Source organism: Paenibacillus sp. CF095 (assembly GCF_900101225.1).
In the GTDB taxonomy this organism is placed as follows: Bacteria; Bacillota; Bacilli; order Paenibacillales; family Paenibacillaceae; genus Paenibacillus.
Genome location: NZ_FMZN01000001.1, coordinates 2,141,370 through 2,155,551 on the forward strand (window position 1 = coordinate 2,141,370; position 14,182 = coordinate 2,155,551).

Genomic DNA, 14,182 nt, shown 5'->3' on the forward strand with positions numbered 1-14,182 from the left:
CTTCGTTAGATGGGTGTCCGCCTTTTTATGTTATATTTTTGTAGTTACTTTTAACATACATTCATTTCACTTGTAACATGGCGATCTCTGGCGTTCCTGCCCCTTTTATCACCATCCAAAGCTTACGACTAGATACTCTCTTCCAGCCATTGCTGCAATGGTGTATCTTCGGTCAGTTCACCAAGCAATATATGACGGAACTCCCCTTCCTTATCAATTACCATCGTTGCGGGCAAACCCGTAATACGATACATACCTGATATATTGCCCGTCACATCAATGATCACCGGAAAATCAAACGCTTGCTTATCCATAAACTCACGGATCGTGCCCTTCGATTCCCCCACGTTAACAAACAGGGTTTCCACGTCGTTCTGATAGTCCTGAGCGATCTGGTGAACGAGTGGCATCTCCCTTACACAAGGTGTGCACCATGAAGCCCAAAAGTTAATCATCACGGCTTTGCCCCGATAATCCGACAGCTTGACTTGTTCGCCTGCTGAATTAACCGCTGTGAACTCAGGAGCCACCGCACCAGCTTCAATGGCGTTACCTCGCCGAGATTCGGGTGTCGATACATTTTCGAAAATGGCCCATGTACCTGCTAACAATGCGATCACACCAATCAAAATTGTAAGTGTACGTCTACTTTTAAAACTCTTTTTCTGCAATTAACTCACCTTCACTTTAAACCAAGACTTTGATGAAATGCTGCATGGAGCGAACCGAATTGATCACAAAAGTCATGAGTGGAGCCCTCTCCAACATTACGTCCATGGTTCATGAATATCACCTGATCCGCAATATCGTCTGCAATCTCCAGCTGATGAGTCGAGAACACGACCATGTGACCATCCTGTTTTATTCCCTTGAGCAGCTGAGCTAATTCCTGCATCCAAAATGGGTCCAATCCATTTGTTGGCTCATCCATGATGAGCAGTGGTGGTTTGGACAGTACAGCCTGGGCAAATAACACACGTTGGCGCATGCCTTTGGAGAAAGTCGTAACCCGGTTTTTCTTTTGATTTTCCAAACCTACCATGGTCAGTACTTCCTGTACTCTCTCCTTGGGAACTTTCCTCAGAGAAGCCCAGAACAGAAGCATTTCCTCCGCACTCAGTCCCTGATTAAATTGATAATCATCCGGCATATATCCAATCTGCTCTGAATAACGCTTGCGCTCCTTCAACCATCGCACATTGTTCACCGCAACCTCACCGGAGGTAGGCCGAAGAATTCCTGCGATCATTCGCAGAACCGTGCTTTTCCCTGCGCCATTCCCTCCACAGAGGGCAAGCACTTGGCCAGAATTCATGTGAAAGGAGATATCCTCAACAATCGGTTGCTTTTTAATGGATTTGCACAATCCCATCACTTCGAGCCCCGCTTTATCCATGAGAACGCCCCCTCTCCCAGATCGCGTATACCGCCAGGACAGAGCAGGTGATCCAGAACAGGCATATCCCGATGAAGATCCAACTGCCACTTGGTTGCTGCACCCACTCCACCCATCGATAATATTCTGGTCCCAGAATGGAGCCGCCTCCAAGTTTGATCACGACATACAAACGTACCAGCTCGGCCGGATTGATAAGTGTTAGTATAATCAACAGCGGTTTGACCCAAAGATAAGGCATTAATCCCAGCACAGAGAGCAATAACGTCGGCCATCCAATGACAGCGAAGAACCATACGGTCACGGATATGGTTAACGCCTGCCACCGATTGCGCGACAACGAACCGATAAATAGAGCCAGCGTCAGAAATAACAACACCAGTCCACACGAGAATGCCAGAAAGAGAAGATATGTCATGACATCCAGTGGATTCCCGATTACTCCGCTAATGACCCCCATCAGGCCGTATCCAAGCGCAACAATGGTGATCAAAACAATCGACAGCCCGAGATACTTGCCCACAATAAAAGACATCGTGCCAATGGGATACGTGGACAGCAGTTGCCAGCTACCGTCTTCCTTTTCGGATGTTAGTGAGAAGGAACCGAGGAACAGCGTCATTAATGGCAAAAGGTAGAGAATGAGATTCAACATGGAACCTGTGGTGCCCGAATATCCTTCAACCAGATTCTGTGAATTCAGAAGTAACAAGCTTAAGCTAAAGGTACAAAAAAGGATCAGAAACGAATACGCCCAAGGATTGCGAAATCCCATTTTCACTTCTCGTCTTGCAATCTGTATCATATCTGACATCATTAATCACCATTTTCTATTGTCATTCCTAGTGGCCTGACTCTTCTTCTATCTCACCTTCCTGATGCATCTCATTACCGTCTCCTTCTTCACCATGTCCGTGCTCACCATGCCCATGTTCACCCATCATGTCCATATTCTCTGTATTCTGTTTCCAGTCATGAGAGGCAAGATTCTCAGCGGTCATAATGGTTCCGACACCTTGCTCTGCAATGAAAGCTTCAGCGGAGGGCTTGTCCTTAAAGTTAAGAATTCCATAGGCCATAGGCGTACGCAATGAAGCGTCGTATACATACGTGGCTTTGCTGTATTCAATCCATTCCTTGTCATTGTAATCACGTACATAGTCCATGCCGATGTTATCTGTGCCATTTTCTGTTTTCCACTGGTTCATGCAACCGATGTCATCGAACTTGTAATTTTGGCCGTCTTTCGTAGTGAGCTGTGTTGCATATGCATCGTCCTTCACCTGCATTTTACAGATCGCACAGATATCCACGTCTTCATTGATCGGCAATGCCGCGTATTTAGTTCCGCAAGCGGTTAACAGCACCATGCCAAACATAAGTACCATGACCATGGACCATCTTCTGTTCAAGCTTTTGTTCATTTTCGTAATACCCCCATATAGATGATTATAAAAGTTGCCATACCCAACAGAACTAACCCGAACATCCACACCAGATTGGAAGCTGCTACCCTTTCCACTGACATGTGCAGATCAGATTCCGTATCCATGCTCATTCGTGGCGACTTGTCGGTAGTCCATTGTTCTCTGCCTTCTGTAAACAACTCACTCAGAAAGACCATACCCGGTGATTGGAAAAAGAGCTGATACGCAGAGTTTCGACTGACCAGTTGCTCATAAAAAGGATTGATCGCATAAGAAATTTCACTGATTCCATCCTGATTCAGATCGAGCCCCTGAAAAGAGTCCCAGTAATTCTCAATCAGGACATTATTAGGGCTATCCAGCGCCGAAGCTTCAATGACATTAGACACCATTCGGTTACGTGTAAACTCATTAGCTTCTGCCAGAACAAGCTGGATGCCAACAAAATTCCGAAGCACCGCATTGTCATGTATCTCATTGCCTGAGGATTCTGCAATATTCATGCCGACACGATTACCTTCCACTACATTGTTGTGAACAAAGGATTGATGTACGTCATACAACAGAATCCCTTGGGAATGAACATTGGTACTTTGTTTGCGAAAAGAATTGCCCGAGATTACCGTATTCTTGACGCCCATAATCATGGCACCTGTCATGTTCTCTTCTCCGGTATTATCCATGACAGAAGAGCCGTCAATGTACATACAGTGGATGCCATACCTTGTATGTAACAGCCTGTTATTTTGCACGATAGACTTGCGACTGTTCTCCAGATAGATTCCATCCCTCATGCCGGTGATCTCATTGGCTTCAATGTAGCTATCATGGGAGTTGTACAGATCAATCCCATTGCCCTTCTGGCCACTGGAAGCAGAATCAGCCCCCATCCATGTAATGTTGTTCCGTTGAATCGTTGCATGACTCGAATTCCGAATGATCATCCCGTACCCCTGAGTCTGAATATGCAGATCCGTTATTTCACTGTTTTTCCCTTCAACCTGAATCGCTGCAGTCTGTTCATTCGTATCATGTTCAATTGTAAAACCGCTCAATTTCACCCCATCCGAGCGAATCATTATCGTAGAGGTGGCTTCCGCATTAACAACTATGACCGTAGGATCACCCTGAATGATGATGTTCTTGTCAATCGTCACGGGTCCAGAATAACGACCTGATGTAAGTTCAATGACTTCTCCAGGTGCAGAACGGTCAATCATAGGCTGAAGGGGAATGAGCTCACGATGTCCAGAGGCGGCCATGATTGCACCGTGCGGAAGGGATAGTAGGAGCATCATCATTCCGATTAGAAAAATTAACCCCCTAACCCGACTCTTCTTACAACTGTTGAATGCACCCAATCCTGCCCAAGGATTACTCATAATTCAAACCATGCAATTCTGGCTTCTTGTTCAAGTTGCTTATTGCTGTGACAATGTATTCAACGGGTCTTACGTTAATCCAAAATATACGTTGGTTGTACACACCATCCCTCCATTCCACTTAAAATCTGTTCCTCATCCATTGAAGCAACGTAATAAATGAAGCGTTATCACAATCCTGATCACAGTGTACTTAAAATGATATTTATTCCATATAGCTCAATTAGGCTATAGACGCTACATTTTTGTGTCGATATTGTGATGTAAAACAAAAAAAGCCGCCATATAGGCGACTTCTAAGTAACATATTATTCAAATGGATAGGTCCAAAATGTTTCTCTGCCAAAACGTTTCTTGATTTCTTCATTATTCAGCTCACGATTTCCTACAAGCTCTGCTGCCTGGAATTGTGAACGATGGGCACGAATGGACGCCATTTTCCGATCCAAAAATTCGGATACGTCAACAAATACGTCCGGTTTGCCAATATACTGTTCCTGATTATTTGCGAACGCAACACAGTGAACAATCGGACGTTCATCCACAGGAAGTTTAGCGATTGTACGTATAACAGCGGCTCCCGTTGCGTCATGATCGGGATGAACACTGTACCCCGGATAGAACGTAATGACCAGCGTGGGGTTTAATTCTTTAAGTAGCGACATGATGGTGTCTTCCAGTAACTGTGGGTCTTCGAACTCCAGCATTTTATCGTGGAAACCCAGCATTCTCAGGTCCTGAATACCAATCGCTTCAGAAGCTTCGATGAGTTCCTGTTTACGGATGGCAGGCAACGTCACTCGGTTGGCAAATGGAGGAATCCCCATGTTGCGCCCCATCTCGCCAAGGGTTAGACAAGCATAGGTTACATGGGCACCGCCATCTATGTATTTGGCTAACGTTCCCGATACAGAGAAAGCTTCATCATCTGGATGTGGATACACCACCAAGATGCGCTCATGCTCGTTGTGTGTAGTATTCATGGTTATTCAACCCTCCGCTTTCATCAGAACATCTCTCGGCTTAATTGTAACGCCACAACTAGTTTACCTTGGCTGTCGTGACCGGCAAGAATCAGTCTTTCTTGTTCCTGCTCATCAATATGTGTAAGACCTTCGGCGTAAAGCCATCCCTGCGTTGTTTTCAGACCAACACGGTATGGACCTGTACCTGAAATGGACCCCTGCGTATATCGTATGGCCGCATTAGTAATGAATGCCGATGCTGGATGTTTTGTACTGTCCATGTGTTGTGCGTAAGCACCTGACGTAAGTTCTAGATGTACGTATAAGTCCTGATCAGCAAGATTATTGATCCGGAGCTGAATATCTTGAGGTTTAATCGGTTGCATAGCGGCCTCCTTGTCTAATGTAATTGTACGAATTTCATTTTAACATAACCAGAAGAGAATATACATGGAGTGGCCCTATCGCCTCTTATATAGTGTTCTCATGATGATTCCAGTTTGAAAACAAGAACAGATTTGCGCGTTTTTTTCTCTTTTTATTCATGGACCATATCTATATTATGAAGTGTAGGCAAAAACGTCCGTGATGAAGAACCTTTAATCTTAAATGAATCTTGCTCCAACATGTTTGGAAAGGAGTTTAACTCAACTTGAAATCTCTAATACAACTACTTCATTTTGGCTATCATCAGGCCATGAGCTGTATATTTCCCGTAGCGATCTTTGGAACACTGGCCCTGTCCAGCGTAATTCCTATTCCTTTCCTTCATCGGTATGATGCCATTCTGCTCGTATTACTTGCTGTGCAGTACCTGATGTATCGAAGCGGCTTGGAAACCCGGGATGAAATCAAGGTCATCTGTGTATTTCACATTATAGGCCTGGTTCTGGAGATTTATAAAGTATGGATGGGATCTTGGTCTTACCCTGAGCCAGCATACACCAAAATCCTGGGTGTCCCTCTGTATAGTGGATTCATGTATGCAAGTGTAGCCAGTTTTATGTGTCAAGTGTGGCGAAGACTGCGAATGGACATGACCGGATGGCCTGGTTTTGCACCTTCCATGCTGCTGGGAGCAGCCATCTATATTAACTTTTTCACTCATCATTTTATTCCCGATTTTCGCTGGTGGCTGACGGCGCTTGTATTTATTGTCTTCTGGAAAACCTGGATTATCTACCGGGTACGAGCAACGACCTATCGAATGCCGTTATCACTCGCTTTTATCATTGTCGGTTTCTTCATCTGGACTGCCGAGAATATCGCTACATTTTTCAATGCCTGGAAATACCCTGATCAGCATGATGCCTGGCAACTGGTTAGCTTTAGCAAAATTAGTTCATGGTTCCTGCTGGTCATCATCAGTGTCATCATCGTTGCGCAGCTCAAATATGTGAAAGCCAATCGAACCGCAGATGATTCAAAGTCCAGTTAACTATTTATTCTCTAACCGTAAAACAGCAGCAATCTTAGACTCGTACCTAAAGTCTTCGAATGCCGCTGTTTTTTTACTGTGCCAATACACCTCGAGATATACATTACATATGTCCCCCACCTGATCGGTGACACTTTCATTTGACAAAAGCGACATTGGTGTCATAAAATGATCAAAAAGCGACATTAGTGTCACTTTTCGATTTTATTACATTGGGAGGAAGCTATGACTCAGAAATCGTTGTCCAAAAAAATGATGATCCTTGCAGGTGCACATCAGGTATTTGTGCGAAAAGGATTCCATGCTGTCACGATGACAGATATTGTGGAGCAATGCGGAATTAGCCGCGGCGGTCTCTACCGATATTTCAACTCTACAGAGGAGATATTCAGAGCCTTACTGATGGAGAACAACAAACAGACGCAAGAAGCTTTCTCAGCTCAGATGAAAGCACATATGCCATTTCAGCAGATCATGGATGCATTCTGGACAAGTCAACGGATCGAGCTAACTGAAATCCATGACAGTATTATGACCGCTGCGTACGAGTTTTTCTTGTCACACCGCAATGCAGAGGATCGTGAGTTGCTGCACCGCCAACAGGATCATAACATCACGGAGCTCAGTCGACTGATCGACTATGGGGTCCAACGTGGTGAAATACAGGTTGAGGCAAGCCGCACGGCTGCTGCTCATATTGTTATTTTCCTGGAGGGACTAAGAGTGCTTGCCCTGTCTACCGATCTAACTGAAGATTTTATTCGCGAACAGCTTGATTTCATCCAAATTCATCTTTATGAAAGAAGTGTGTAAGATGAACATTGCCATCTCCGTTCAGAACGTAACGAAACATTTTAAGAAAAATGAAATCATACTCCGCGAAATCAGTCTGGATCTCGCTGAAGGTGAATTTACAGCCATCATTGGCCCAAGTGGCTCCGGAAAATCCACGCTGCTAAATCTAATGTCAGGACTGCTCAGACCCTCGAACGGTCACGTCTTCATCAATAACCAGGACATTACTGAACTGAACGAGGATGCACTTGCCGACTTTCGCAGACTGCATCTGGGGCACATTTTTCAACACTACCACCTACTCTCTCATCTTACGGTTCGAGAAAATATATACATTGGGCTCTCTGGAACTAGTGAACACCACACGGTTGAGGAGCTTGCTGCACTTCTGGGGATTGAGGGCATACTGAATCAGTTTCCCGGTCAACTGTCTGGTGGGCAACAGCAGCGGGTAGCCATCGCACGTGCATTAATTAAGAGTCCTCGTATCTTGTTCTGCGACGAAGCCACGGGTGCATTGGATGAGGCGAACAGCAAAAATGTGATAACCCTTCTTCATCTTGCTCGGCAGCAATATGGAGTGACCATTGTGTTCATCACCCATAACCCTGAAATTGCCAAGACTGCTCAGCGTGTAATTACAATCAAGAACGGCTCCGTCTATCAGGATCGATTGAACGAGCACCCAATTACTGCTGCGCAGATGCATTGGGCATAGATATACTCACAATGGGAAGGCGGAAGACTAATGCGCTATCTTAACAAGCATGTGTACCGTGTATTGAAGCAAAACCGTGGATACACCATCCTCTTGTTTCTCATGGTAGTGCTGACTTCGTTTATGTATTTTTTTGTGGAATTCTCGGTGGATCGTAATCAGGTTCATATTCAAGAATACGCTGAGACACAACATTTGGAGGATTTCCGCTTCCAATTGCAAGAAGATGCAGATCGTTTACATGTTTTAGAGGAGATACATACAGAAGCTATTATCGAAGAAAAAAGATTCAAAAAAGTTACACAAGACAGTACAAATTATTATCTACTATCTCCACCCAAGAAGCTTAATGTACCTTATCTATCGGAAGGCCGACTACCGGTAGCTTCTACGGAAATTGCCCTAATGCCGCAGTATATGGATAAGCATGCCCTGACTATAGGAGATTCGATTACCATTAAAAACCGTGATTTCACTATTGTTGGTTCCATGTTTTTGCCAGACTATCAATCGTTTATTCCTTTTAATGACCTGAAACAGGATTACAATCAAGCGACATTTGGAGTCGTTACTCCTGATGTGTACCATGAGATAAACGGACAGGAAGAGCGCTATTATGCAGCTCAGTTCAAACCAGATGTGGACTCCGGCTCAGCTGAAGTGCGTATAAGTAGTGATCCCGCCTTCTCATATTTGGCTTTCGATTCTGGACTTGAGAGCAGCACCGAACCACTGACCGCAATCGATTCCAATCAAAGTCTGGCCCAGAGCTTTCTCTTCTTGTTTACACTCATTACTTTGTTTATCTTCTACATGTTCTACACCCGTTTCGTCCGTCTTCACCGTCAAGATTTCGGTTGCTTCAAGGCAATGGGATATACGGCAAGACAGATCAGCCACGCATCACTCGTTTATTCACTGATCCTATCGACAGCAGGAGGACTCGTCGGGATGGTTTTGGCTTTCTTCGGTTCCTCTGTCCTAATCCATATGTATGCTCAAATGTACTCCTTCCCCTTCTGGGAACGAGGCCTTGAACTCCGTTCTATCTTGTTTGGGCTTTTGATTCCTATCATCGGAACGGTGCTGGTCACCTGGATGTCTATCGTTCCTTTTTTGCGCCAAGAGACCTTTCATGTCATGCATAACACGATTAAGCCTCTTCCGAATGGAAGATTAACCACAGCTCTTCAATCCGTAATTAGCCTTTTGCCGGAACGATTAAGGCTTCCTCTGCGCGTCGTGCTTCGCAAATGGAACGCCATTTTCTTAAGTGCAGCAGCAATTTTTCTGATGACCTTGTTATTTATCATGAGTTCTTCGTTGTATCAATCAAGTGGTGCCGCCCTGGAATCACAGACGACAGGCATGCACTACAGGTACGATATCCGTTATCCCAATCTGAAGGAAGATGAAGTAACATCGCATAGGTCCAGCATGTACTACCTCAGACAGTCCGTACAGCTCGTGGAAGTTGATGGACAAAAACTCTCAGGAGAGTTGGTCGGCATGGATGATCAGGGAACACAGGTGCAACTAATGAATCATGACAGCACCCACATTCTGCCTGCTGAGCTGGATGGTATCGTGGTGAGTGAGGCGACCAGTTCGTTGTATGACATCCAATCCGGAGATACCGTTCAACTGATTATTAATCATCACCCCCATAACGTCTCAGTCCGTGAGATTAGCCGAAATGGTGAAGCAGATACGATCTATACATCCAAAACACAATTAGCGAGGTGGATGAACGTTAGCCCCTCCATGCATAACGGGGAATACAGTAACGATAGTTCTCAGGATTTAAATGCACGAGTGGTCACTGCCGAGGACAAGTTAGCTGCTCTGCGTAGCGATGCAGTATCGAGCCAATCCAGTGCTGTCATTAATCAAGTGGCAGGGATTCTTGTCGGTTTCCTGCTGATATATCTAGTCATTCTGCTTAACGTTCAGGATAGCCATAAGGATATGCATATCCTTCGATTGCTTGGATACAACCATCGAGACATTAATCGTATGCTCATTGATGTATACAAACCGCTATTTGTCCTGCTGTATCTGATTACTGTACCCGTTGCGATCCTGGCAGCACGTGCAATCTTGCGCATGATCTCATTACAGACCGGGGATTATATCCCGTTCCAGATTCACTGGTGGATTCTTATCCTGATCCTCATACTGATATTGCTTCAATATCAGTTGGTCGTCTCCTTATTTAAAAGAAAAATGTTCCAGCAGTCGCGAGTCATGGAGTTCGCCGATAGCCTTGGCAGTTATTAGATTGGTTAGATCCCTATGAAAAATGCCGCCAGATGGCGGCATTTTATTCATTATTTATCCCAAACATTTTTCTCTCCAGAGTGAGTTCCCCACCAACTTCAATTTCAAGCTCATAGATGCCATTATCATCAAGTTCACATAAGCAGGCACTTCTGCTGATCATCTCGCATCCGTTCACCCATTCAGGAATATGAAGCTTCGTATTGATCCGCCGGTCCGCGACAAGTTCTGCCCGGAAGAAGCCCGAGCTCCGGTTCCATGTACAAGACATTCGACCTCCTGGTATGCACCAGTCATGAATGGAACCCCGTACCCACCGTTCTGGCAATGCCGGCAGTAACTTGATCCACTGTTCTGACACATAGAGCAGCATTTCCTGTACTGCATTAACCCAGCCCATATTGGCATCCAGCTGAATCGGAGCAGCGGGCATGGACATACATACCCCCATATTACGCCAGTCATTATGCAAGGTATACCCATTACTCAGTACACAGGAGCGCGCAAGAATATCGAGACTTTCCAGCGCCCGCTCACCATTGCCAAGTCGAGCATATATAGACGACATATGTGCAAGGGACCAACCACTCTGAGCACCAAGCCTTCTCTGATCAACTGCTGTCTCGAACGCTTGGAAAAGTTCTGGCTGTTCTTCACGGGTGACCTCCTGTCCTGGAAAAACAGGATACAGGTGTGAAAGATGACGATGATCACGTCGATCTTCAAACGCAGGATGCAGCCATTCTTTCACAGCTCCCTCCGCTTCAATTAGATAGTCGGGCATATGCTCCAGCATGGCTTCCCAGCACGGAATCTTAGTCGCATGCACTCCAGTTAGTCGACTGGCTGCAATGACATGCTGTAGCAGTTCTTTAATAATGGCAATGTCCATGGTGGCGTTAATGGCTGTAGGCATAGGGTGGGCCAGTGGCTGTCCATGCTTAGGCATAAAATTCTCAGGTGTATTCTCTGGCGAAACAGACGGGTATATCTTATATTTGCCGTCTTCACCCAGCACCAGAAAATCTTCATAGAACTGAAGGGCCTCCTTCATGAAGGGCAAAGCTTCCTCCAGCAGAAACTGCTTATCCCCAGTGAACTGATAATGTGCATAATAATGTCTGGCGATCCATCCCGCTGCTCCCGTCCAGTTCATGATTACGGGAACAATCTGGTTAGGCACCCCGATACCCGGTGTTGTTCCAGCGGGAATGTAAATTCCTCGGCAGCCATATAACTTGCGAGCATTGTCCCGAAAGTCATCCATTAATCCGTTGTAATAGCGGAACAACGAACGATTCAGATTGGATAAACCACCTAGGTCAGTGTGCCAATACATCATTTGCACATTCTCATTAGCCATATTGTGGCCCCAGATCAAGCGATAATCACCACCCCACAAGCCGTATAATCCAAATGGCAATCCGCTATGTTCAGAGGTTCCGCTGATAAACAGATACCGACCATAGGCCCACATCTTGCGCACGAACCCTGTAGGTGCTTCACCTTCATAGGCTTCCAGAAGCAAGTCTTCATTACAGCGTCCGTCATCTGTTTTATCATCCAGATCAAGCTCAGCGGACCGAAACAGCGGTTGATGCAGTGAGATATGCCGATCCAGCAACGTATTGTAGTCGCTCTCAAGCGATGCGAGTTCCTGCTTCAACCGTGTCCATTCCTGCGCTCGTCTGCCCGTAGTAAACATTTTAACAAGCACAAGCACTTTTCCAGAGGTCTGGAAATGAAGTTGCCTGCTAAGCATGTCTTTGTTAGTTTCGCTTTCCTTTTGTTGATCATGACTCGCACCAGGTATTTCGTTCAATTGGATCAGTCGCAGCACCGCTCCGTAGTCCTGCCCATCGTCATTTCGCCCCCCATAGCACAGGTAGTCTCCACTATCATCCCGATCAATTCTTATCGTTATAGACGACTTTAGTACGTTGAACTCATCATCTTCTCTTACCCGGTCGCCCTGCGGGAATTGCAGGCCTATCGTCCCCGACAGCAATGAATGCTCAGTCGAACCTGTCCCCTGCGCACTTGCTCCATCTTTCAATCTATGAGTCTCGATCTCATAGACAACACAATCGTCTGCACGCGAGACGAACAGACTTCTTGTATAGTTGTCACTTCCGTCCTGCCAGCGCACATGAACTTCCCCTGTGTCCATATCCAGTTGCCGCCGGTATTTGCGAAAAGCGTTATTACACTTCATTTTCACCGTCATTGTAGCCAGTGGATATCGGGAAGACAACTTGGACGCGTAACCTTCTGCTTGCAGTGTACGGGTCAGATGCCAGCTTGCCTCTAAATATCGTTCCTCATCCATTAACTTACGAGTTTCTAATAAGGTATGACTGACATCGGGCAGCTCATCTTTGCGCCCCCAATGCCATAATTCACTGTGCTGCAAGAGCACAGTTTCAGTCTGAATTCCACCTTGCACTGAAGCACCAAGCTTACCGTTTCCGGAAGGAAGCGCTTCTCGCCACAACCCTTGCCACCAGGAAGAAGGATATTTCAGCAACATCTTGTTCCTGTCCGGCCGTATGCCTGTAGTGTCTGTGTGATCAGTGTGTTGGTTCACGCTTTTTCCGCCCCAAGTCTCTCCATCTCAATACTGGCTAGCAAGAACGGGGCTACGCCCATCTGCACATCGCTAACAACCTGTTCACTGATGTAATATTCATAAGAACCGTCCCGATACTTCTTCCCACCGAGTCCGGCACCATGACAGATGTGGTGAAGATGCACCCCTTTTTCATCTTCAGTGACTAACTGCTTCAATATTCCAGCATAGGCATGATCAACGACTTCACGGTCCAGTTCAGCCAGATAATGTAACCTGAGGCCTTTCGCGAGTGCATAGGTCAACATACAGGAAGCAGAGGCTTCCAGATAATTGCCGGCTCTTCCGTTCTGATCCATCACTTGGTACCAGAGTCCACTATCATGATCCTGAGCATGGGCAATCGCGTATGCCATTCGTTCAAATATGCCCATAATCTGTCCGCGCTGTGGGTGATCCACGGGAAAGTGCTCCAGTGCATCTACCACGGCCATTGCATACCATCCCATGGCCCGGCCCCAAACATGAACGGATCGACCAGTATCTTGAGCGCACCAGCGTTGTTCCCTGCTCTCATCCCAGGCATGGTGGAGTAAGCCATTACGCGGATTACGGGTCTTCCGCTCGATCAACAAAATCTGTCGTGCCACTTCATCGAAGCTCTCGGGATGATCGAAGGTGCTCGCATATTCCGCCAAAAAAGGTGAAGACATATAAATGCCATCCAACCACATCTGAAATGGATATATTTTCTTATGCCAGAATCCACCTTCACTTGTCCGTGGCTGTCCTTTAAGCTGGTCAACCAGGTGCAAAATTGCTTTAGCATATTTTTCATTGCCGGAATTCTTCCACTGGTTGAACAGATTTTTGCCTTCATTGATCATATCCAGGTTGTAATCATTCAACCGGTAGGTCCGAATGGTGCCGTCATTCTCGATGAGGTCATCCATGTGACGCTGGACAAGTTCCGCGTAGCGGGATTCTTGATTCCATTCGGCGGCGCGTTCCAGTGCCATCAGCGTCATCCCGCCCACATAGCCCCATTTGCCTGCAATCTTGGGATGATTGCCATTCTGGCATTCGGAAAGCAAGGTATCTGCTATTTTGACAGACATTTTCCGTTCTTGTGTCACTGACTTTGTCGAAGTTCCAACCATATCGAAATCCTCCTTCTGATGGATTATGCCATCTGTACCGTTCATTCGAGGT

General features: G+C 45.9%; 13 protein-coding genes. 4 read left to right on the forward strand and 9 right to left on the reverse strand.

Annotated features, from left to right (window positions below; all coding sequences use genetic code 11):
- Positions 1-128: 128 nt before the first annotated feature.
- The 7 genes from BLS69_RS09280 to BLS69_RS09310 form a co-directional block, all read right to left on the reverse strand.
- Positions 129-671 carry a TlpA family protein disulfide reductase gene (locus BLS69_RS09280; RefSeq protein WP_091030673.1) on the reverse strand — a complete coding sequence of 181 codons (543 nt, stop codon included), beginning with the start codon at positions 669-671 and terminating at the stop codon, positions 129-131.
- Positions 672-682: 11 nt separating this feature from the next.
- Positions 683-1,396, reverse strand: a complete 714-nt coding sequence (gene ccmA, locus BLS69_RS09285) for a heme ABC exporter ATP-binding protein CcmA (RefSeq protein ID WP_091030676.1) — start codon at positions 1,394-1,396, stop codon at positions 683-685.
- The gene (locus BLS69_RS09290; protein WP_091030678.1) at positions 1,389-2,210 is read right to left on the reverse strand and encodes an ABC transporter permease; all 822 of its coding nucleotides are present in this window, start codon (positions 2,208-2,210) and stop codon (positions 1,389-1,391) included. The genes ccmA and BLS69_RS09290 overlap by 8 nt, the downstream gene beginning before the upstream one ends.
- A 28-nt stretch (positions 2,211-2,238) precedes the next feature.
- Entirely contained in the window at positions 2,239-2,820 is a 582-nt protein-coding gene (locus tag BLS69_RS09295; RefSeq protein WP_091030681.1) for a nitrous oxide reductase accessory protein NosL, read from the reverse strand.
- A complete protein-coding gene (locus tag BLS69_RS09300) occupies positions 2,817-4,205 on the reverse strand; it encodes a right-handed parallel beta-helix repeat-containing protein (protein ID WP_256332264.1) in 1,389 nt (462 codons plus the stop codon). The genes BLS69_RS09295 and BLS69_RS09300 overlap by 4 nt, the downstream gene beginning before the upstream one ends.
- A 308-nt stretch (positions 4,206-4,513) precedes the next feature.
- A complete protein-coding gene (gene bshB2 / locus BLS69_RS09305; protein ID WP_036608086.1) occupies positions 4,514-5,188 on the reverse strand; it encodes a bacillithiol biosynthesis deacetylase BshB2 in 675 nt (224 codons plus the stop codon).
- Positions 5,189-5,211: 23 nt separating this feature from the next.
- Complete coding sequence (locus BLS69_RS09310; protein ID WP_017688572.1) at positions 5,212-5,556, reverse strand: YojF family protein; 345 nt, start codon at positions 5,554-5,556, stop codon at positions 5,212-5,214.
- A gap of 266 nt (positions 5,557-5,822) precedes the next feature.
- On the opposite strand from BLS69_RS09310, the gene BLS69_RS09315 reads away from it, so the two are divergent.
- The 4 genes from BLS69_RS09315 to BLS69_RS09335 all read left to right on the forward strand — a co-directional run bounded on the left by BLS69_RS09315 (position 5,823) and on the right by BLS69_RS09335 (position 10,401).
- Positions 5,823-6,608, forward strand: a complete 786-nt coding sequence (locus tag BLS69_RS09315) for a DUF817 domain-containing protein (protein WP_091030684.1) — start codon at positions 5,823-5,825, stop codon at positions 6,606-6,608.
- 225 nt (positions 6,609-6,833) lie between these two features.
- A complete protein-coding gene (locus BLS69_RS09325) occupies positions 6,834-7,421 on the forward strand; it encodes a TetR/AcrR family transcriptional regulator (RefSeq protein WP_091030689.1) in 588 nt (195 codons plus the stop codon).
- A gap of 1 nt (position 7,422) precedes the next feature.
- Positions 7,423-8,121 carry an ABC transporter ATP-binding protein gene (locus tag BLS69_RS09330; protein ID WP_091030692.1) on the forward strand — a complete coding sequence of 233 codons (699 nt, stop codon included), beginning with the start codon at positions 7,423-7,425 and terminating at the stop codon, positions 8,119-8,121.
- A 30-nt stretch (positions 8,122-8,151) separates the two neighbouring features.
- Complete coding sequence (locus BLS69_RS09335; RefSeq protein WP_091030695.1) at positions 8,152-10,401, forward strand: ABC transporter permease; 2,250 nt, start codon at positions 8,152-8,154, stop codon at positions 10,399-10,401.
- Between the two features lie 43 nt (positions 10,402-10,444).
- Here the strand turns inward: BLS69_RS09335 and BLS69_RS09340 are convergent, their stop codons facing one another.
- Both BLS69_RS09340 and BLS69_RS09345 read right to left on the reverse strand, forming a co-directional pair.
- Positions 10,445-12,988, reverse strand: coding sequence for a glycosyl hydrolase family 95 catalytic domain-containing protein (locus BLS69_RS09340; protein WP_256332265.1), 2,544 nt, complete (start codon positions 12,986-12,988; stop codon positions 10,445-10,447).
- Positions 12,985-14,130 (reverse strand): glycoside hydrolase family 88/105 protein, encoded by a 1,146-nt coding sequence (locus tag BLS69_RS09345; RefSeq protein ID WP_091030701.1) that lies wholly within the window; start codon positions 14,128-14,130, stop codon positions 12,985-12,987. Before BLS69_RS09345 ends, BLS69_RS09340 begins: the two co-directional genes overlap by 4 nt.
- Positions 14,131-14,182 lie beyond the last annotated feature (52 nt).

Coding starts and splice junctions, on each gene's coding strand:
- BLS69_RS09335 (WP_091030695.1), top strand. CDS start 8,152: ATGCGCTATCTTAACAAGCATGTGTACCGTGTATTGAAGCAAAACCGT.
- ccmA (WP_091030676.1), bottom strand. CDS start 1,396: ATGGATAAAGCGGGGCTCGAAGTGATGGGATTGTGCAAATCCATTAAA.
- BLS69_RS09290 (WP_091030678.1), bottom strand. CDS start 2,210: ATGTCAGATATGATACAGATTGCAAGACGAGAAGTGAAAATGGGATTT.
- BLS69_RS09345 (WP_091030701.1), bottom strand. CDS start 14,130: ATGGTTGGAACTTCGACAAAGTCAGTGACACAAGAACGGAAAATGTCT.
- BLS69_RS09295 (WP_091030681.1), bottom strand. CDS start 2,820: ATGAACAAAAGCTTGAACAGAAGATGGTCCATGGTCATGGTACTTATG.
- BLS69_RS09310 (WP_017688572.1), bottom strand. CDS start 5,556: ATGCAACCGATTAAACCTCAAGATATTCAGCTCCGGATCAATAATCTT.
- BLS69_RS09300 (WP_256332264.1), bottom strand. CDS start 4,205: ATGAGTAATCCTTGGGCAGGATTGGGTGCATTCAACAGTTGTAAGAAG.
- BLS69_RS09330 (WP_091030692.1), top strand. CDS start 7,423: ATGAACATTGCCATCTCCGTTCAGAACGTAACGAAACATTTTAAGAAA.
- bshB2 (WP_036608086.1), bottom strand. CDS start 5,188: ATGAATACTACACACAACGAGCATGAGCGCATCTTGGTGGTGTATCCA.
- BLS69_RS09325 (WP_091030689.1), top strand. CDS start 6,834: ATGACTCAGAAATCGTTGTCCAAAAAAATGATGATCCTTGCAGGTGCA.